Genomic DNA, 19,502 nt, shown 5'->3' on the forward strand with positions numbered 1-19,502 from the left:
GGATGATCACGTCGCGAAAAAGATGAAATCTTTTGAGCGCGCGCTTATACGTCGTGCCGACGTCGCTTGTTTTAGTGTACGTGAAGTGTCGCTATGGCGATCTACCACTTCTCGGCCAAGATCATCAGTCGCGCCAGCGGATCGTCGGCGCTTGCCGCTGCCGCGTATCGCTCCGCCTCGCGGCTGCACGACCAACGGCTCGATCGGCACCACGACTTCTCCAACAAGGCCGGCGTCGTGCATTCCGAAGTGCTGCTGCCGGACGGCGCACCCGAGCATCTCGCCGATCGCGAAGAACTGTGGAATGCCGTCGAAGCGGTGGAGCTGCGCAAGGACGCGCAGCTTGCCCGCGAGATCGAATTCGCCATCCCGCGCGAGCTGAACCAGGCCGAGGGCATTCGGCTCGCGCGCGACTTCGTCCAGGCCGAGTTCGTCGACCGCGGGATGGTCGCCGATCTCAATGTCCATTGGGATATCGGCGCCGATGGCGAAGCGAAGCCGCATGGGCATGTCATGCTGGCATTGCGCGAGGTGGATGCGGACGGGTTCAGCAACAAGAACCGCGACTGGAACCGCACCGATCTGCTGGAGAAATGGCGCGAGCGCTGGGCCGGGCACGTCAATGCGCGGCTGGCCGAATTGGATATCGATGCACGTGTCGATCACCGCTCGCTAGAAGCGCAGGGCATCGAGCTGGAGCCGCAGCACAAGATCGGCCCGGCAGCGGCGCGTATGGCCGAACAGGGGCTGTCGCCCGAACGGCTCGAAGAGCATCGCGAGATCGCGCGCGCCAATGGTGAGAAACTGCTCGCCGACCCGGCGCTGGCGCTCGACGCGATCACCCGCACCCAGGCGACCTTCACCACCCGCGATCTGGCGATGTTCGTGCATCGGTACAGCGAAGGGAAAGAGCAGTTCGATCAGGTGATGGCGGCGGTGCGCGCGTCGCCCGACCTGGTGAAGCTGGGCAAGGACGGACGCGGCGAAGAACGCTTTACCAGCCGCGATATGATCGAGACCGAGGCGCGGCTGGAGCGCGCGACCGTGAAGCTCGACGCCCGTCGCGGCCATGGCATGGACGAGCAGCATCGCAAGCTTGCCTTGGCACGCGCCGAGATGCGCGGGCTGATTCTGTCGAGCGAGCAGCGCAGCGCCTTCGATCATGTCACCAGCGGCAAAGATCTGGGCGTCGTCGTCGGTTATGCGGGTACCGGCAAGTCGGCGATGCTCGGCGTTGCGCGGGAAGCATGGGAGAGTGCCGGTTATCAGGTGCAGGGCTTGGCGCTTTCCGGCATCGCCGCCGAGAATTTGGAGAGCGGCTCCGGCATCGCGTCGCGCACCATCGCCAGCACCGAACATCAATGGGCGCAGGGGCGGGAGCTGCTGACCGACAGGTCGATCCTCGTGATCGACGAAGCCGGCATGATCGGCACCCGCCAGATGGAGCGGGTGATTGCCGAAGCCGAGAAGCGCCGCGCCAAGGTGGTGCTGGTAGGTGATCCCGAGCAGTTGCAGGCGATCGAGGCGGGGGCGGCGTTCCGATCGGTGGCCGAGCGGCATGGTGCAATCGAGATCACCGACATTCGTCGGCAGCGCGAAGACTGGCAGCGCATGGCAACGCGCCAGCTTGCCACCGGCCGCACGGCCGAGGCGCTGGGGGCCTATGCCCAGGCCGGCATGGTCGTCGACTCGGAGACGCGAGTGGATGCCCGATCGACGCTGATCGCGCGTTGGGATCGCGAGCGGATCGCCGATCCGACGGCGTCGCGCATGATTCTGACCCACACCAACCAGGAATGCGATGAACTGAATGCGCTGGCCCGGAACGCGATGAACCGCAGTGGGGCATTAGATGCTGATATTGCAGTAGAAACCACCCGCGGAGAACGCTTGTTCGGCGCCGGGGACAGGGTCATGTTCCTGCGCAACGAACGCAGCCTGGGTGTGAAGAATGGCAGTCTCGGCACCATCGAACAGATCAATCACGCCCGCATGGCCGTGCGGCTCGACGATGGTCGCCAGGTCGCCTTCGACCACAAGAATTATTGTGACGTCACCCATGGCTATGCCGCCACGATTCACAAGGCGCAGGGTGTCACCGTCGATCGCGTCCATGTGCTGGCAACGCCGGGCCTTGATCGGCACGCTGCCTATGTCGCGCTTTCGCGTCACCGCGACGCGGTGCAGCTCTATTATGGCCGCGACGACTTCGCTGACCAGGGCAAGCTTGCCCGCACCCTGTCGCGCGACCGGCCCAAGGACAATGCCCTCGACTATGATGCCGCTGCCGAGCGTTTCGCCGCACGGCGCGGCGTCGAGCGGTCGCGCATCCTCGATACGCTTGCAAGGGAGCCGCTCGCCGAACCCGAGCGCAGCGCACCTGCACCTGCACGGCGACGGGGCATGTTCGACGGGTTGCGGTTGTCCATCCCCGAGCCCGAACGCGCGCCAACCAAGCTGCGCTTCGACGGGCTCAAGCTATCGACGTCGGCGACTGCGCCCGAGGCATCAGCAACCCAGAAACTGGAGCGGGCGGTCGAAGGCTATGCGCGTGCCGTGCAGGATGCAGGCCGTATGACCGGGCAGGGGCGTGCGCCCCTCGAAGTTCAGAAGGCGGCCCTTGCGCGCACCGCCGCGGCGATCAACGGGCTGCATCCCCACGGCGCCCAAGCTCTCGATATGGCGTTCGAGCGAACGCCGGGCCTGGTCAGGGAAGCGGCCAATGGTCGCACCGCCAATGCCATCCGCCAGATGCAGCTCGAAGCCGAGGTGCGCACCAACCCCGAACTGCGCGCGGACCGGTTCGTGCAGGCTTGGCAGCAGCTTCAGGCTCGGCGGGGCAAGCTCAGCGGGTGGGAGAATGAAGAGAAGCGCGCCGGCGTCGAAAACGCCATGCGGTCGATGGCGAAGGGGCTGGAGAAAGACCCGGCCCTAGGCGCCGCGCTCAGCCGCAGAGGCAGTCAGCTGTTCGGGCGGCAATGGTCTCCGGAATGGTCGCCGGGCAGCCGCGATGGCGGTGTCGGTCAGGCGCTCGGCGATGATGCCCGCACCCGTTCGATCATCCGCCAGCTCACCTTCTCGATCGATCGCGATCGGGGCCTAGGGATTGGAATGTAGCCATGGGTATCCACGAACCTCCCGTAGAGCCGGACCAGACCGTCCAGGCGTTCAACGACATGTCGCGCAAGCTTGCGGGGCTAACCGCTGCAATCGATGGCTTCGCCGCGCGGCAGCAGGAATTGCATGCGCGCGACTACGGCCCGGATCTGGAGAAGATCCGCGACGGCTATGAGAAGGTTTGCGGTGCGATCAACATCCTCGCCAAGCGCCCGGCGATGACATTGACGCCGCAGGAGGTCGCCAAGCAGATCGAAGCGGCTGGCGCGCAGGGGCGTGCGGACGACCATCGGGCGTGGAGCGGCGCCAGCCAGACCCTATCCGGCACCGTGCGAGAACTGAAGGGGATTGTCGCGTCGGCCCACGCCGCGGAGACCCAGCGGCTGTGGATCGCGGGGGCGGCGGCTTTGGCACTATTGGTGGGCTTCGCTTCCGGCACCGCCGTCCCAACGGTTATCGCTCAGCTCGCGCCCGAGAGTTGGCATTGGCCAGAGGCGCGGGCCGCTGCGTTGCTCAGGCGCACACCTTGGGACGCCGGCGTGCGGCTCATGCAGGTTGCCAACCCGCCGGAGGCGCGTGCGTTGGCTGAGGCAGCGCGGCTTTCAAAGGATAACGCTGACGTTCTTCAAGGGTGCCGGAAACGCGCCGAGCAGCTCAGTGGCACGGTGAACTGCTCCATCAAAATTTCGAACGCTAGGCTCGATTGAAGATTTTCCTTCGTTGCCGCCAGTTAGAAAAGGCACATTCCGCAGCCAGATAGAAATGGCACAAACGCCGTTGGCAGCGGGGGTTGCGTGGAGCCCTCCTCGTAGCGCAGCGCTGCCCCCGCTGATGCCCCACACTCCCGGCTCCCGACCCCGGGCCCGCTGCGCACGCAGCGGGCCCGGTCACACCGCCTCAACTGCCTGTGCTCGTGCTATCGGGTAGGGGGTCGATGGCAGCTTCGGGAGAGAAAGCGGACCGGCAGCTCGCGCCCAACTGCCGACGTTCAGATCCCTGCGTCGCTAGCCAAAAGCCGACATCAATTGAACTGCACTGAAGGAAGGGCTTACCCTGCAGCAATGGGCTGACGATTCAAATGAGATTCACTCAATCTTGACCAGGCGAGAGGCAGGCTCATTCGTCTGTTCGCTCTTTCGGAGGCTGACCCGCCGCCGATGCGATACCAAGAACTACGATGCTACAGAGTATCAGTCCGCGCTCATCGGTCACGTCGAGCTGCCATTCGCTATCCTCCCAAAACTCCCCGTCAATTTTGGCAAGCATATCGCCTGTAATAACAACCGCATTATTCCTCGCGGAATCGGTATCTGGCAGATCCACAGACTCAATGCTAGTAGACGGTGTCGACGTATTCGTGATGTATCGGAAAGTCGGAATTACATACTCATGCTTCATGCAGTTGTCATTTTAATCACTAAAAATTACTTCGCTTTCACAACCGATTATGTTTCGTCTGCGAATCCGCTTATCAAGTGATTTCGGCTGTCCGAGATTCCTTCGGCGCGACTCGCGACACCATCCGCGAACCATTCCAGATTTCTATATATTCAGCATGATCAATGCGAATGGCTTCCGCGGTTGCAGCTGCGTCGTCGGGGCCGATAAAATCAACGCGATCGATTACGCTATTATCGGCTCGAAGGCGATATAAGCGAAACTCAGGCATAAATAATCCACTTCAGAGAGCGAATAAAAGCTCGAGCTTTCTATATGCGTTGAATCTACGATATAAGCTAGCCCATAAATTGATGCAAATCATCTTCAGAAAAGCATTTATAATAAGGATTGAACGACATTGGCCTGGGTGCCAGTCCTATTTTTACGTTTCATATACGGAAAAGATTATTTGAACAAAAGACGCACAGCGATACTCGTTTTTCTTGGGGCAATCACGCCACTACGCTTCATGTCCAAAGAAAAACGATCCGCGGCACCGGTAAATTGTAGAGATCGTCATCAAAAGCTTTCAGGCCAATTTTGCGCCATGGCAGGTCGTGCGCATCATCGAACATTTCAACGTGCCGGCTTACGCGATCGGTCCGACAACTCGTCAATGGTCGGACCTTTGTGACAACCTGTCTGTTCGTTCGAAAGGCGCACCCCGCGCTGATAGATGGTGCAAAGTCAACATGTCCGAGTGGGAGCGTGCCGTGGCCAGAGCCTCGAAGGCAAAAGAGCGTACGACCGCATTGGGGTTTCGCTAAGCCGCCTTTACCCCATCGACAGCAAAAACGCATTCGAAGACCTTCTTCGCGTGATTGATATTGCTGAAGCCAAATGCGGTTGCGCCGCTAGCCGAACCGATCGAGACTAACCGCCCTCCATATCAGCAAGTAGGAAATTCGCACGCCGCCTTTAAGCGGATCTTCGACCTGTATCTGGTCGACCAGTACGGTAAGATGGATAAACACAGGGGAAATGGAGACCGCTGCATGGCGCCTCGCCGAGGCTGCCTCCGGATCAAGGCCCATGCCATCGTCGACGTTGACGGCCGTCCGGTCATACTGCGCCTGACTGGCGGAGACGTCCACGGGCGCCGCGAAGGCGAAGCCCAGCTCGATGCCATGCCCGAGGGCCCAGCACTTCTGGCTGCAAGCGCTGCGACATCACCTGGCCGCGCTCAAGTCGAACACAACGTTTTTACCTTTCTAAGCCAGCTTGGCCGCCAACACAGCTTGCTCGGACAAACCATAACCATATCGTCAAATTTGGCGGCGTCGCAGCTCGATATAACAGGTGCGCCAAAAACCTAATTTGCGTCTGTCAAACTAATATGCGCATAAATCTGGTGCACCGCCTAATTATTCTTTGGCTTAGTCCTTGTAGATAGAAGTGCTCCTACCGACTTACCATATATCGTCGGCAAGCGAACCTAGGCGCAGACGGCTGAGAGACTGTGCGCTCCCGCTGGTGGTTTGGAGGGCTCGCCAATGCGACGCGACGAAATCTATCTTAGATATCAACTATCGATTGCCAATGCAGCGCGCGCTGCCTGCCCAGAGGCGCGATTGGCGCATCACGCGCTTGCGGCAGCCTACGCCGATCGTATTAGGGCCTTGGACGCGGCCCCGGCGCGATTGCACGGCGTGCCGGCGTGGGAACCGGGCGTTCTCTTATATCACGACGTTTCTGATAGGGCTCATGAGCCCGCCAACTCATGATCCGGTTGCTGTGGCTCGTGCTGGCAGTTTGGATTTTGCCCGCGGGGTGCCTGTTGATCCTCTACCTATGCACCTTCCTTTCGCCCCGCTTGCGAACTTGGCTGTTGAAGCATCTTATCGCCTGATCGCGGAGGTCACCCCTGCACCTCAGGGTGGGGGACGGCTGCGGCGCCGGGCTACGGAAGCTGCTGATGATTTAGCGGGTGCCGCTACTTTGGCGTGAGCAGACCGGCGGCTTTCCACCATTTTCCGCCATGGCGGCTCCCGCCCAGTTGAGGTCATTCGCGAATGACGGCAGGTTGAGCGGATGGGAAAGCGGTCAGGTGTTCCACACCGCGAAAACGACGGACGCTATCGCACGTTCGTCGAGCTCGAACGCGTCGTCGGATCCTTTCCCAATGCCATCTGGCACAGCGCGGCCGGCGCCAAGCAAGTGACTGTCTGGTGTAGCAACGACTACCTTGGCATGGGCCAGGACCCTGCAGTACTGACCGCTATGCACGAGACGATCGCGTCTGCTGGCGCCGGGGCGGGCGGAACGCGTAACATCTCGGGCACCAACCGTCACCATGTGGAGCTCGAGGCCGAATTGGCCGGATTGCACGACAAGGAGGTGGCGCTCATCTTCACCTCTGGCTGGATCTCGAACCTCGCCAGCCTCGGCACGCTCGGAAAATTGCTGCCGGGCTGCGCGATCTTTTCCGATGCGCTCAACCACAATTCGATGATCGAGGGGATCAGGCGCTCTGGTGCCGAGCGTTTCATCTTCGCGCACAATGACCTCGTCGATCTCGAGCGGCTGCTCCAGTCGGTGGATTGCGATCGCTCGAAGATCATCGCCTTCGAAAACGTCTATTCGATGGCCGGCGACATCGCGCCGATTGCCACAATTTGCGACCTCGCGGACCGTTATGAAGCGCTGACCTATCTGGACGAAGTCCATGCCGTCGACATGTACGGCGCGACCGGCGGTGGGGTCGCGCAGCGTGAGGGTGTAGGCGACCGGATCACGCTGATCGAAGGAACCCTCGCCAAGGCGTTCGGTGTGATGGGTGGCTATATCGCCGGGCCAGAACTGCTGATCGACGTGATCCGCAGCTTCGCCGACAGCTTCATTTTCACGACGTCCCTCTGTCTGCATCTCGCCGCGGGAGCGCCCGCAGCGACCCGCCATCTGAAGGCGGATCCAACCCTGCGTGAACGCCAGCAAGCCGATGCGGCGCGCGTAAAGACGCTATTGCGCGCGTCGGGTTTCACGCTGAGCGCCACGGAAAGCCATCTGGTCCCGGTTCTGATCGGGGACGCACACCACTGCCGGAGATTGAGCAACTTCCTGCTGGAACGGCACGCCATCTACGTCCAGCCCATCAACTATCCAACCGTACCGGTTGGGCAGGAGCGGTTGCGTATCACGCCGACGCCGGCGCACGATGAGGCCGATATCCAGGCGCTTGTCGAGGCCATGGTAGACGCGCGCGCAGCACTCTCAGCGATAGCGCGCGCAGCGTGATCGCCGGAGCCCCCAGTCCGGAGCGTAGTCGCTCGCGCTGGCAGTAAGACCCGCGACCAGGCCTGTTCGTATCGGGTTTGTTCGACCGAAATTTGGACTTAGCAAAAATCGCCTTTCCCGTCTGATGGGAGCAAAAAGGCGATCATCGGGAAGGCTAGCTTATGAGCGCGCTACCGGAGTCGATAAACCCTTTCCACGGACCCATCCGTTCGCTGGTGACCGGCATAGGGGGGGCGGATATGATCATCAGTCGCGTCAACTCCCTGGAACTCGGGACTGGGATCTATTTGTCCTCCAAGGCGGAGGACGCTTTTGTCATCGCGTACCAGCTGAGCGACTTGCCCAGCTATGAGGTCTGGAACGACGGTCGGCACACGCAAAGACCTGCTGAAAAGAAATCAGCGTTCAAGATTTTCGATCTTCATCTCGATACCCTGGCGCATATCGACACGAGCTTCGACTTCCTGCTCATTCATGTTCCACGACCTGCTCTAATTGCGCTCGCAGATTCCAACGATGTTCCGCCGATTGACTGGATTGCCACGCAGTCCAGGGATTCGAAGCAGGATCCGGTGCTGGACGGCCTGCACCCGAGCGTCCTCCATCTGCTTTCCCATCCCGATGCGCATCATCGGCTCGTGCGAGAGCATCTTATGCTGACACTGCTGTCCCACGTCGCCACGCGCTACGGGGGCATGAAGTCGCGGCGGGCAAGCGTCGGAGGTCTTGCCCCCTGGCAGGTTCGCCGAGCGAAAGAGGCGCTTGGAGACGACCTCGGCACCAACATCTCTCTAGCCGACCTCGCACAGCATTGCGCCTTATCCCCCAGTCATTTCTCGCGCGCGTTCAAGGCATCGACCGGGCTGTCGCCCTTTGCCTGGCTTCAACGCCATCGTGTCGAGCGGGTGAAGGACATGCTTCGACACACCGACGTTTCCCTGGCCGAAATTGCCATCTCATGTGGCTTTGCCGACCAGAGCCATCTTGGCCGGTTGTTCGCACGCCAAGTGGGTACGCCCCCCGGGTCGTGGCAGCGTGCCCAGCGTGCCGGGCAATGAAAACAGCCGTATTGTTCCAGAATAGCGCGGGCGTTCGATCCCCCGCGGGGTGAGCACGATAGGAGATTGGCGGCGGCATGGTCGTCGCAAATCTTTCGGAGCTCGGAATATGCCAGACAACGCCGATCAAGCCACTGCCGCTACCATGGTCGGCTCACGTCGCGACGTGTTGCTTGGCGCCACTGCTGTCGCTGGCATGGCCTTGGCACAGCCGGCCCTTTCCCTGCCCCGACGCGCCCACCTACGCACCTCAGGAGCAAAAATCATGACCACCATCAAAGTCAAGGACGGCACCGAGATCTTCTTCAAGGAGTGGGGCACCGGTCAGCCGATCGTGTTCCATCACGGTTGGCCGCTCAGCGGCGACGACTGGGATACGCAGATGATGTATTTCTCGGCGAAGGGCTTTCGCGTTATCGCGCACGACCGCCGGGGCCACGGTCGCTCGAGTCCCGCTTCGAGCGGCAACGACATGGACACCTACGCCGCCGATGTCGCGGCGGTCACCGCGCATCTCGGTTTGCGCGATGCGATCCATATCGGGCACTCGACCGGTGGCGGCGAAGCGATCCGGTACGTTGCAAAGTACGGTAGTGGCGGCCACGTCGCCAAGGCGGTATTGATCGGCGCGATCCCGCCACGGTTGTCGCGGTCAGCGACCAACCCCAACGGCGTTCCACCCGAGGCGATCGATGGCATCCGCGCGGGCACCGCCGCGAACCGCGCGGACTTCTACAATGGTTTCGCGACCGGACCGTTCTACGGCTTCAACCGGGCGGGTGCAAAGGTACTGCCCGCGGTCTCCGAGAACTGGATGCGGCAGGCGATGGTTGGCGACATCAAGGCGCAATATGACTGCATCACCGCGTTCGCCGACACCGATTTCACCGCCGACCTGCAGTCTATCGATCAACCCGTGCTGATCCTGCACGGCGAGGACGATCAGATCTGCCCGATCGACACGACCGGGCGGATGGCCGTCAAGCTGCTCAAGAACGGATCGATCAAGACCTATCCCGGCTATCCGCACGGCATGGCGACGATCCATGCCGACGTGCTGAACCCCGACATCCTGGCGTTCATCCGCAGCTGAGCCGGCGGGGCGGGCGGAGCATCGGCTTCGCTCGCCCGGGCCACCGTCGAGACCTGATACAGCGCCAAGGCGCTGTGGGAGCATAGCCATGACCGACGCCAAGCCGCCGAGCCATCTGACCCACGCGACCGGCAGCCCGGTCATCGACAACATGAACATTCAAACCGCCGGCCGGCGCGGACCCGCGCTGCTGCAAGACGTCTGGCTGCTCGAGAAACTCGCGCATTTCCACCGCGAGGTCATTCCCGAGCGCCGGATGCACGCCAAAGGCGGCGGCGCGCACGGTCATTTCACCGTGACCAACGACATCACGCGCTACACCAAGGCAGCGCTATTTTCCGAGATCGGCAAGCGCACGCCGATGTTCGCCCGCTTCTCGACCGTTGCCGGCGAGCGCGGCGCGGCCGACGCCGAGCGCGACATTCGTGGCTTCGCCCTGAAATTCTACACCGAGGCGGGCAACTGGGATCTCGTCGGCAACAACACGCCGGTATTCTTCCTGCGCGATCCGCTGCGCTTCCCCGACCTCAACCACGCGATCAAGCGCGACCCGCGCACCGGCCTGCGCAACGCCGATAGTAACTGGGACTTCTGGACGCTGATGCCCGAGGCGCTGCACCAGGTGACGATCACGATGAGCGAGCGAGGGATTCCGCGCAGCTTTCGCCACATGAACGGCTTCGGCAGCCACACCTACAGCTTCATCGACGCCGACAATGTGCGGACATTCGTCAAGTTCACCTTCAAGACGCAGCAGGGCATCGAGAACCTGACCGATGCCGAGGCCGGCGCACTGATCGCCGGCGACCGCGAGACGCATACGCGCGACCTTTACGACAGCATCGAGGACGGGCTGTTCCCGCGATGGACGCTGTACATCCAGGTGATGACCACGGCGGAGGCCGGCGTGCACCGCTTCAATCCGTTCGATCTGACCAAGGTGTGGCCGCACAGCGAATTCCCGCTGATCGAGGTCGGCGTGATGGAGCTGAACCGCAACCCCGAGAACTTCTTCGCCGACACCGAACAGTCGGCATTCTCGCCTGCCAATATCGTTCCCGGTATCGGCTATTCGCCCGACAAGGTGCTGCAGGCCCGGCTGTTCGCCTATGCCGATGCGCAGCGCTACCGGCTCGGCGTCAACTTCAACCACATTCCGGTCAATGCGCCGCAATGCCCGTTCCATAGCTATCACCGTGATGGCCAGATGCGCACCGACGGCAACATGGGTGGTGCGACGAGTTATTATCCGAACAGCCGCGGCGAATGGTGCGACCAGCCCGATCTCGCGGAACCGCCGGTCGAGATACACGGTGCCGCCGCGCACTGGGATCACCGCCTCGATGACGATCATTACGAACAGCCCGGCAATCTTTTCAGGATGATGGACGCCGGCCAGCAGGCGGCCCTGTTCGCGGACACTGCGCGGGCGATCGGCGGGGCAACGAACCCAGTGCAGGACCGCCATATCGCCAACTGCGCACGCGCCGACCCTGCCTACGGCGACGGTGTTCGCGACGCGCTCGAACGCCTGCAGCAGCTGAGACCAAACTGATCGCCGCTGGTGCGGCGTCCTCAACCTCACTCGATGTGGCAGGTCTTCTGTCGGAACCAAGGATACACCATGAAAAACTCTCTTAATTCTCAGCGCGCTAGCCGCATCTTTGTGGCGCTGTCTCTCACCTTTCCCATTCTGGCGCTGGCCCAGGTCGCACCGACCGAGACGCCTATCTCGACGCCGTTCAGCCAGATCAACGCCGCCGCAAAGGCCGGTCCGATCAATGTTCATAAGCTGCGCGGCGGCATCAGCATGCTCGATGGTTCGGGCGGTAACATCACCGTGATGGCCGGACCCAATGGCTTTTTCCTCGTCGACACCGGCATTGCTGTCTCGCAGGCGATGATCCTCGATGCACTGCGCTCGATCGGCCCAGGCAAGATCCGCGTGGCGGTCGATACCCATTGGCATTGGGACCATGCCGACGGGAACGGCTGGGTGCGCGCCCAGGGCGCGAGCATCATGGCCGATCCGGTTGCCCTTAAACGCCTGAAGGAGACGATCCGCGTCGTCGAATGGGGCAATACGTTCCGGCCGAAGCCCGTCGCCGAGCTTCCCGACATCGTCATCAAGGGCGACAGGACATTGCAGGAGAATGGCGAGACCATTCGTATCCGCCATTACAAGGCCGGTCATACCGATGGCGACATTTCGGTCTATTTCGTCAAGGCCGATGTGCTTTCGACCGGCGACACCTTCTGGAACGGGCAATATCCGTTCATCGATTATGTCGGTGGTGGCAGCATCGACGGGGCGATCGCTTCGGCCAATGCAAACATCGCGATGGCGACGGCGCGCACCATCATCGTGCCTGGCCATGGCCCGGTTGGCGATCTGAAGTCGCAGACCGCCTTTCGCGATATGCTGGTGACGATCCGCAACCGGGTGTCAGCGCTGAAGCGCAAGGGCCTGACGGTCGAGCAGGCCCAGGCTGCCACGCCGACGAAGGATCTCGATGCGAAATGGGGCCAGTCCGTCATCAGCGGCAAGCTCTTCACGGCGCTCGTCTATCGCGGCGTCTGAAACGCCTCCCGGATAGAGTTTCCCGCACATGGGGGGCTCTGACGGTAGCGTTCCCTGCGCCAAGACCCTGTTCCTGAGTTCCGAGGCCCGACAGGGATGAGGGAGATCGTCGGGGCTGACCCGTCGCCCCCCTCCCGACCGCACGCCCCGAAGATCAAATTATCCACATCGGGCACATCGCCCCAATAAGGATTTTCCTATGACCACGCCCGTCCGCACGCTTCATATCGATATTGCGGTAAAGCTTACCGATGTGAATATGGTCTTCAGCATCGGCGCGCTCGCGTTCGAAGGCGACTTGCCCGCGTCGTTGTTCCATCTCCAACTGATCGTTGACGACATTGCCGCCTGGGGCGCCAAATCGGATCTGGTCGCCGTCTTTCACACCAATGCCGGCCATGTCACGCTCCACGACCACGCCTATGACGGAAACCGGAACATCGCCACCGGCAACCCCTATAGAGTGCTCGTGGCTGGCCTTATCCAGCGCGGTGTCCGGGTCGAACTGTGCGGCGCCACGGCAAAGGCGCACGGTTGGGTCAACGCCGACCTGCTCCCCGACATCAAGGTCAATACCGACGCCATGGCGCGGACGACGCAGCTTGTTCAGCAGGGGTTCGTCAAGATTACCGAATGAGGTCTCGCGGCGGTCGGAAATGATCGCGCCTCGACGGGGAACGATACCGTCATCCGGGACCCGAGAGAACGGCTGTTGCGCCAAGCGCCGGCTTCTCAAGCGGTACCCATATTCAGCATCAGGAGCCGAGCGTGGCAAAAACAGTTCTCATCACCGGTTGTTCGTCAGGCTTCGGGCTGGCGTCTGCCCGGCTCTTCGGCGAACGTGGCTGGAATGTCATCATCGCGACCACCATCATCAGCGTGCCCCCAATTGCTCGGGCGGCATGCCACTCGGAAGGCGCCGACCAGAGATTGTGACATCTCTATCTGGCGGATGAGTGACATTTGTACGTTGCGCTTACAATTTGAAATTTTTTTGTTGCCGCCAGTTAGAAAAGGCACATTCCGCAGCCAGATAGAAATGGCACAACCCGCTCGAGGCAGCGGGGGCTGCGTGGAGCCCTCCACACAGCGCAGCGCTGCCCCCGCTGATGCCCCACACTCCCGGCTCCTGTCCCCGGACCCGCTGCGCACGCAGCGGGCCCGGTCACATCGGCTCAGCCGCCGGTGCTCGTGCTATCAGGGCGGGACTTGCCAATTTGTCGACACCTGAGTCACACGATGCGGCTAGATTTGCTGCGGGAGCGACATGAAGATCAGGAAAGCCATGCTCGCTTCGCCGTTCTTGCTATTGGCAAGCGGCGGGCTGGCACAGAATGCGCCGAAGCCCGAGACGACGATCTCCTATCGCCCCCCCGCCGATCCGGCCGCGTCCTGGTCGAGCTATGATCGCACCAAGGCAGGGCCGTTGTTCGCCGAAGCGACGATCGAAGGGCGTCGTGCTGCCGTCATGGTCGATACCGGGGTTACGTTTACGACGCTCGATCTTGGGTGGATCAAGCAATTCTCCAACGGCGCCGAAGCCCAGCCAACTTTGCGCGTTGCTGCGACCGGGGGAACGACAAGCGCGGCGCTTGGACCTGTCGTAGAGCTGTCGCTGCCAAGCTACGACGTGCACCGCTTGCAGACGCTCGCAGCGGACTTTTCGGGAATCAAGAGCGCGCTCTCGCGACCTGTCGACATGGCGCTCGGTATGAATGTTATCGGTGCGGGCTCGTTGGAACTGGATCTTGGGGCCGGCCACTGGCGGTTTGCGCCGACAGGCATTCGATGGCCGCAAGCGGCGACGGCGCGGCTACTCTACACGCCCGATCGCTATCACAGCTACATCGTTATCGATATCGAGGGTCATGTGCTGCGATTGGGTGTAGACACCGGTTACGATGGCGGCTTGATGCTGACGAAGAATGCAGCCACGATCACAGGCCTCTTCGATCGAAACCCGACGACGACCGTTGCAAGTGCAGGCTTGGGTGGGATCGCGATCAGCACACTGGCCGTTCCGACCAAAATGAAATTCGGCGTGTCCGAGCTATCAAATATCCCGACCGAGATCGAAGCCGATGGTGGACTGCCTACCCAATGGAAATTGGATGGCCTGATTGGCATAGACCTGCTGCGTCAACTACATGCAGTGCTAGACTTCCCAGCGAGTACATTTTTCTACCTCCCGTCGACGGAAGTTAGCCAAGCGCCAGATCGCGCAACCATAGGCATTCAATCAGAGCGAAAAGATGGAGCATGGCGTATAATCCACGTCATGGCCAACAGCCCTGCGGCCGGAGCAGGATGGAAATCTGGCGAACGTATTTGTGCTGTGAGTCGCGTAGAGCGAAACAAAACGATACCACAAGGAACGAATACTACTTGGGGTGTATCTTCACCGGGAACGAAACTGAAATTCAAGATGTGCGATGGATCCATACGTCGATTGACCGCGCGCAACTTTTATTGAGGCCAATTTTCGAAGCCTAATTGATCTACTTCCGTCAGCTACGAGCCCCGATGCACGCCAGATGGGCACAGTTCCGCGGTAGGCCGAACGCGCTTGAGCTTCGGCGTGCATAGCGTCCTGGGGTCGATCTTCGGTTGCGCAGGGGGAGGGGGAGGGGACGCGAACACGCCCACCGACTTCGAACTGCGCACCGGCTCGCTGGTGTTCCGCTTGCGGTGATGCGGTCTCGCCGCCTGCAGCGCCTGCGCCATGGCGAGCGCAGCGCCGAGACGCTTGTTCTCGACGATCTCGGCCTGGTTGACCCGCTGCATCTTGTCGTAGACGCGATAGGGCAGGACCACTTCGCCGTGCCGTACCTCGATGCGGCCGTCGGGAAATTCGCATACGTGGACGCGCTTGCGGGCGAGCGTCCGCGCCAGCGGCGTCGGCTCCAGGATGAACATTGCCTTGTTGTAATGCAGCGCCAAGGCGCCGGTGACGGAGCGCTCGACGCGCCAGACCATCTCGGCTTCCACATTCTCGTGCGGGGCGAGAGGCCGATGGGCGTCGCGCGGATCCGCCGGCACGCACGCGAAGCGGGCATTGTGCTGGGCGAGGTACGAGGGGAGGAAGCGGTTGGCTTCCGCAATGCTGGAGATGCCCTCGAGCCGCATCGCCTTGACCAGCCTGTCCTGCAGCGTGCTGTTGGCGCGCTCGACCCGGCCCTTCGCCTGCGGCGAGTTAGCGCAGATGATCTCGATATCCAGCGCATCCAGTGCGCGGCCGAGATGCGTCATCCCGTCGCTGTCGGCGGCGGCGCGGTTGTTGCGGAACACGCTGTGCTTGTCCGAGTAGAAGGCGATCGGCTTGCCGTGCCGCTCCAGATAGGTGCGCGTGGCCTGCATGTAGGAGAGGGCGGTCTCCGCCTCGGCCATCTCCAGGTGCATCAGTTCGCTGGTGGCATCGTCGATATAGACCAGCAGGCTGCAGCGTGGGCCGCGGCCCTCGAACCAGTCATGGTCCGAACCGTCGACCTGAATAAGCTCGCCGCGGCGCTCGCGCCGGTTGCGGGTCTGATGGAGCCTGGCGCGCTTGGCGGCCTTGGCTTTCCACAGGCCGGCGCCGATCATTAGCTGCCGCAGCGTCTCGTGCGAGAGTGTGATGCCGTGGCGCTCGGCCAGGTATTCAGCCGCCAGCGTCGGGCCGAAATCAGCATAGCGCTCACGGACGATGCCGAGGATCTGGTTGCGGAAGGTTTCGCTCAACCGGCGGTTGCTCGGCCGACCGCGCTTCCGGGATATCAGGCCAGCGGCGCCGTCAGCGCGGAACCGGTCGAGCAGCCGGTACACCTGGCGCCGGCATAGCCTGAGCAGCTCGCCAGCCTCGCTTGCGGTGATCTCGCAGCGCTCGACCCGCTGCAGCGTTTCGTACCGTGACAACTCGCTCCGGCTCATCGCGACCACCGTCATCAGCGTGCCCCCAATTGCTCGGGCGGCATGCCACTCGGAAGGCGCCGACCAGAGATTGTGACATCTCTATCTGGCGGGAGAGTGACATTTGTACGTTGCGCTTACAATTTGAAATTTTTTCGCGAACGAAAAGCTTAGTTATGTTTACCCGCGCAGCTCGTCGCGCGTCGCGGGCGATATATCGATTTCAAGAAAACTTGGGGTATAATCGGGGGTGCCACGTCCGATGAGCTGACGTTTACCACTATAAGTCAAGTGCTTATAAGGTGCGCTGATCTTTGAAAAGATCCTGCCCCCGCAACCAAACGCACACATACCAAACCGCTTCAGGACATCCTGAGGCGGTTTTTTTATGCCTGTTTTCCTTAACTTATCCCCTAGAGCAATTTCACATTGACCGTTGATATCCAGCGGCCTGGAAGAAGTTGGCACATTCGCAGGGCGGGAAGCGATCAAGCAGTTCGCCGATGCGCTCGACAAGAGCATCGACGGTTCGCGCTGGCTGCTGGCGCAGGAGCGCCTTGAGCTTGGCGAAGGCCATCTCGATCGGGTTCATGTCGGGGCTGTAGGGAGGCAGGTAGAAGAGCTGGGCGCGCCGGGCGGTGATCGCCTCGCGGATGCCGGCGACCTTGTGGGCGGGCAGATTGTCGAGCACCACGACATCGCCGCGCCGGAGCGTGGGGGCCAGGACGTCGCGGACATAGACCCGGAAGGCATCGCCATCCATCAATCGCGCAAATCCTGCGAGTAACTCTGCCCAGATCGCCAACCCATCGCCGCCTCCGTCGTGACGGACGGCTATGAATCACACGGCCACCGAAAAGGGAATCCCTCGCGATTCCGCCCATCGTGAAGATGCTCTAGTAGGCGGGCGCAGTTTTTATATGTTCAAATCCCACTAGAAGAATGGGAGTTTGCCTCTCGATACGTCGCGCGTGTCGCGCGCCAAAAGGGGGCAATATGCAATTTTCCATTACCGCCGCACTGTTCGCATGCGTCCTCGCGCGGCCCGCAGCTGCGCCGCCGCCGGATCGCGCCCCGGCAGTGGGTGTCGCCAGCTTTGAGGCACTGCCCAAGCCGCTGCCGCTGCCCTATGACGACAAGGCCGATGCCGAGGCGGCGGTGAAGGCGGCCAAGGCGCGGGCGCTCAAGGGGCACAAGCTGCTGCTGATCGACCTCGGTGGCAACTGGTGCCTGGATTGCCGTCTGCTCGCCGGGACGATCGAGCTGCCCAAGCTCAAGCCTTGGGTCGAGCGCCACTATGAACTGGTGACCGTCGACATCGGCCGGTTCGATCGCAACCTTGCGATCCCGGTCCGCTACGGTGTCGGGTCGCGGCCGGAAGGCGTGCCCGCGTTGCTCGTGATCGATCCGAAGACCGACAAGCTGCTGAACGGCGGCCGTGTTTCGGCGCTGGCCGATGCCCGCAGTCTCACGCCGCAGGCGCTGGCCGACTGGCTGGCACAGTGGACACGCTGATGCGCCCTTCAGGCCAACCGTTTCCGGGGGGAAGCATGCACGAAGAATCCATCGTTCCGAACAGCGCCGAGGATCAGGCCTGGGCCGACCTGCTGTCGCCGACGCGGCGCGGGCTGATCACCGGCTCGACGCTTGCGGCGGCGGGGATCGCCGCCAGCGGGTTGGGTGCCGGGGTGGCGGAGGCGCAGAGCCAGGCGCCGCTGGGCGATCCGAACTTCCGTCCGGTCCTGCCGCCGCGCGACGTGGGCAAGAGCCCTTGGGGCGAGAAGACGGCGCTCGAGCCGGCGACCCGCCCGCCGAGCATCCGTCCCGAAGGCGGCGACGGCCTGCCCGAGCGTCCGCGGCCCTACACGGCGGTGAAGAGCTATCACGCGCATATCTATTTCGATGAGGACAATTACCCCAAGGCCGCGCGGCTGCGCCAATGGGTGATCGAGCGGTTTCCGGTGGAGCTTGGCAACTGGAACCGCACGCCGCGCGGGCCGCACGTGACGCCGTCCTTCTATTTCGGTTTCACCAACGATCTGCTGCCGGTGGTGGTCCCGTGGCTGCAGCTCAACAGCCTGGGGCTGACCATCCTGCTGCATCCGAACACCGACGATCCCCGGGCGGACCATCTCTATTACACGTTGTGGGTGAACCGCTCGCAGCCGGTCAACGCCTTCAACTGGAAGAAGGCCGGCGAGCCCGGCGCGGAGCCGGTCGAGCGGATCTATCCCAATATCCGCCCGACCCTGCCGCTGGAGGTCTGATCCTTCGGCCCGTCGTCCCGGTCAGAAGGCCGGGACGACGGCGCCGTCATATTTCTTGGCGATGAACGCCTTCACCTCGGAGCTGCGCAGCGCCGCGACAAGCTTCTGCACGCGCGGATCGTTCTTGGCGCTTTCCGGCCCCACCACGAAATTGACGTAGGGGCTGTTCTTGTCCTCGATCGCCAGCGCGTCGCGGGTGGGGTTCAGCTTGGCGTCGAGCGCATAGTTGGTGTTGATCAGCGCGAGGTCGACCTGACCCAGCACGCGCGGCAGCGTCGCCGCCTCTAGCTCGCGGAACACCAGCCCGCGCGGGTTGCTCTCGATGTCCTTGGGCGTGGCGGTGACGTTCTTCGGGTCGCGTAGCGTGATCAGATGCTCGCGGGCGAGCAACTGCAGCGCGCGGCCGCTGTTGCTCGGCTCGTTGGGGATCGCGACCGTCGCGCCCCTGGGCAGCGCGTCCAGCGACTTCCAGCGCCGCGAATAGGCGCCGAACGGCTCGACATGCACGCCCGCGATGGTGACGAGGTGCGTGCCCTTGGCCTTGTTGAACTCGGCGAGATAGGGGCCGGTCTGGAAATAGTTCACGTCGATCCGCCCTTCGGCGACCTGGACGTTGGGCTGGACGTAATCGTTGAACACGCGGACATCGAGCTTGAGGCCCTGTTTCGCGAGCGTCGGCTTGATGAAATCGAGGATCTCGGCGTGCGGCACCGCGGTGGCGGCGACGCTGAGCGTGTTCGGGTCGGCGGGCTTGGCGGCATTGCCGCATCCGGCGAGCGAAAGCGCGGTGGCGAGCGACAGGAACAGGCGACGGTGCATGGGCGATC

The 19,502-nt window shown here is 62.2% G+C and carries 16 protein-coding genes and 1 pseudogene; 13 read left to right on the forward strand and 4 right to left on the reverse strand.

Annotated features, from left to right (window positions below; translation table 11 throughout):
- Window positions 1-93: 93 nt before the first annotated feature.
- A complete protein-coding gene (gene traA / locus A7X12_RS11660) occupies window positions 94-3,117 on the forward strand; it encodes a Ti-type conjugative transfer relaxase TraA (RefSeq protein ID WP_064311805.1) in 3,024 nt (1,007 codons plus the stop codon).
- A 2-nt stretch (window positions 3,118-3,119) separates the two neighbouring features.
- Window positions 3,120-3,824: a DUF6118 family protein gene (locus tag A7X12_RS11665; RefSeq protein ID WP_064311806.1), complete on the forward strand. Its 705-nt coding sequence runs from the start codon at window positions 3,120-3,122 to the stop codon at window positions 3,822-3,824.
- A 409-nt stretch (window positions 3,825-4,233) separates the two neighbouring features.
- Here the strand turns inward: A7X12_RS11665 and A7X12_RS26780 are convergent, their stop codons facing one another.
- Window positions 4,234-4,515, reverse strand: a complete 282-nt coding sequence (locus A7X12_RS26780; protein ID WP_157105580.1) for a DUF6894 family protein — start codon at window positions 4,513-4,515, stop codon at window positions 4,234-4,236.
- 869 nt (window positions 4,516-5,384) lie between these two features.
- Between A7X12_RS26780 and A7X12_RS25945 the strand changes: the two genes are divergently transcribed.
- The 9 genes from A7X12_RS25945 to A7X12_RS11705 all read left to right on the forward strand — a co-directional run bounded on the left by A7X12_RS25945 (window position 5,385) and on the right by A7X12_RS11705 (window position 14,996).
- Window positions 5,385-5,873: a hypothetical protein gene (locus tag A7X12_RS25945; RefSeq protein WP_232318481.1), complete on the forward strand. Its 489-nt coding sequence runs from the start codon at window positions 5,385-5,387 to the stop codon at window positions 5,871-5,873.
- 715 nt (window positions 5,874-6,588) lie between these two features.
- Window positions 6,589-7,791, forward strand: a complete 1,203-nt coding sequence (gene hemA / locus A7X12_RS11675; protein WP_064311808.1) for a 5-aminolevulinate synthase — start codon at window positions 6,589-6,591, stop codon at window positions 7,789-7,791.
- Window positions 7,792-8,030: 239 nt separating this feature from the next.
- Entirely contained in the window at window positions 8,031-8,849 is an 819-nt protein-coding gene (locus A7X12_RS11680; protein WP_198162016.1) for an AraC family transcriptional regulator, read from the forward strand.
- 265 nt (window positions 8,850-9,114) lie between these two features.
- Window positions 9,115-9,942, forward strand: a complete 828-nt coding sequence (locus A7X12_RS11685; protein ID WP_064311810.1) for an alpha/beta fold hydrolase — start codon at window positions 9,115-9,117, stop codon at window positions 9,940-9,942.
- Between the two features lie 88 nt (window positions 9,943-10,030).
- A complete protein-coding gene (locus tag A7X12_RS11690) occupies window positions 10,031-11,497 on the forward strand; it encodes a catalase (RefSeq protein WP_064311811.1) in 1,467 nt (488 codons plus the stop codon).
- A 69-nt stretch (window positions 11,498-11,566) separates the two neighbouring features.
- A complete protein-coding gene (locus A7X12_RS11695) occupies window positions 11,567-12,523 on the forward strand; it encodes an MBL fold metallo-hydrolase (protein ID WP_064311812.1) in 957 nt (318 codons plus the stop codon).
- Window positions 12,524-12,722: 199 nt separating this feature from the next.
- Window positions 12,723-13,160 (forward strand): DsrE family protein, encoded by a 438-nt coding sequence (locus A7X12_RS11700; protein WP_064311813.1) that lies wholly within the window; start codon window positions 12,723-12,725, stop codon window positions 13,158-13,160.
- Between the two features lie 110 nt (window positions 13,161-13,270).
- On the forward strand, window positions 13,271-13,459 hold the full coding sequence (locus A7X12_RS25950; protein WP_269747816.1) for a hypothetical protein: 189 nt from the start codon (window positions 13,271-13,273) through the stop codon (window positions 13,457-13,459).
- A gap of 331 nt (window positions 13,460-13,790) precedes the next feature.
- Complete coding sequence (locus A7X12_RS11705; protein ID WP_064311814.1) at window positions 13,791-14,996, forward strand: aspartyl protease family protein; 1,206 nt, start codon at window positions 13,791-13,793, stop codon at window positions 14,994-14,996.
- 38 nt (window positions 14,997-15,034) lie between these two features.
- Here the strand turns inward: A7X12_RS11705 and A7X12_RS11710 are convergent, their stop codons facing one another.
- Window positions 15,035-16,444, reverse strand: a complete 1,410-nt coding sequence (locus tag A7X12_RS11710) for an ISNCY family transposase (protein ID WP_064311815.1) — start codon at window positions 16,442-16,444, stop codon at window positions 15,035-15,037.
- A gap of 388 nt (window positions 16,445-16,832) precedes the next feature.
- Window positions 16,833-17,165 (reverse strand): annotated as a pseudogene (locus A7X12_RS11715) (transposase); the annotation flags it as partial.
- 239 nt (window positions 17,166-17,404) lie between these two features.
- Between A7X12_RS11715 and A7X12_RS11720 the strand changes: the two are divergent.
- Together A7X12_RS11720 and A7X12_RS11725 are read left to right on the forward strand one after the other, a co-directional pair.
- A complete protein-coding gene (locus A7X12_RS11720; RefSeq protein WP_064311817.1) occupies window positions 17,405-17,923 on the forward strand; it encodes a thioredoxin family protein in 519 nt (172 codons plus the stop codon).
- A 35-nt stretch (window positions 17,924-17,958) separates the two neighbouring features.
- Window positions 17,959-18,675 carry a DOPA 4,5-dioxygenase family protein gene (locus A7X12_RS11725; RefSeq protein ID WP_064311818.1) on the forward strand — a complete coding sequence of 239 codons (717 nt, stop codon included), beginning with the start codon at window positions 17,959-17,961 and terminating at the stop codon, window positions 18,673-18,675.
- A 21-nt stretch (window positions 18,676-18,696) separates the two neighbouring features.
- Here A7X12_RS11725 and A7X12_RS11730 read toward each other — a convergent pair whose 3' ends face one another.
- Entirely contained in the window at window positions 18,697-19,494 is a 798-nt protein-coding gene (locus A7X12_RS11730; RefSeq protein ID WP_064311819.1) for a MetQ/NlpA family ABC transporter substrate-binding protein, read from the reverse strand.
- Window positions 19,495-19,502 lie beyond the last annotated feature (8 nt).

Origin of the sequence: Sphingomonas sp. TDK1 (assembly GCF_001650735.1) — a bacterium.
Lineage (GTDB): Bacteria > Pseudomonadota > Alphaproteobacteria > Sphingomonadales > Sphingomonadaceae > Sphingomonas.

Bases quoted from the DNA above. Each gene is read 5' to 3' on its own strand.
- A7X12_RS26780 (WP_157105580.1), bottom strand. From the start codon at position 4,515: ATGAAGCATGAGTATGTAATTCCGACTTTCCGATACATCACGAATACG.
- A7X12_RS11690 (WP_064311811.1), top strand. From the start codon at position 10,031: ATGACCGACGCCAAGCCGCCGAGCCATCTGACCCACGCGACCGGCAGC.
- A7X12_RS11695 (WP_064311812.1), top strand. From the start codon at position 11,567: ATGAAAAACTCTCTTAATTCTCAGCGCGCTAGCCGCATCTTTGTGGCG.
- hemA (WP_064311808.1), top strand. From the start codon at position 6,589: ATGGGAAAGCGGTCAGGTGTTCCACACCGCGAAAACGACGGACGCTAT.
- A7X12_RS11665 (WP_064311806.1), top strand. From the start codon at position 3,120: ATGGGTATCCACGAACCTCCCGTAGAGCCGGACCAGACCGTCCAGGCG.
- A7X12_RS11680 (WP_198162016.1), top strand. From the start codon at position 8,031: ATGATCATCAGTCGCGTCAACTCCCTGGAACTCGGGACTGGGATCTAT.
- A7X12_RS11730 (WP_064311819.1), bottom strand. From the start codon at position 19,494: ATGCACCGTCGCCTGTTCCTGTCGCTCGCCACCGCGCTTTCGCTCGCC.
- A7X12_RS11700 (WP_064311813.1), top strand. From the start codon at position 12,723: ATGACCACGCCCGTCCGCACGCTTCATATCGATATTGCGGTAAAGCTT.
- A7X12_RS11720 (WP_064311817.1), top strand. From the start codon at position 17,405: ATGCAATTTTCCATTACCGCCGCACTGTTCGCATGCGTCCTCGCGCGG.
- A7X12_RS11685 (WP_064311810.1), top strand. From the start codon at position 9,115: ATGACCACCATCAAAGTCAAGGACGGCACCGAGATCTTCTTCAAGGAG.
- A7X12_RS11710 (WP_064311815.1), bottom strand. From the start codon at position 16,444: ATGACGGTGGTCGCGATGAGCCGGAGCGAGTTGTCACGGTACGAAACG.
- traA (WP_064311805.1), top strand. From the start codon at position 94: ATGGCGATCTACCACTTCTCGGCCAAGATCATCAGTCGCGCCAGCGGA.
- A7X12_RS11725 (WP_064311818.1), top strand. From the start codon at position 17,959: ATGCACGAAGAATCCATCGTTCCGAACAGCGCCGAGGATCAGGCCTGG.
- A7X12_RS11705 (WP_064311814.1), top strand. From the start codon at position 13,791: ATGAAGATCAGGAAAGCCATGCTCGCTTCGCCGTTCTTGCTATTGGCA.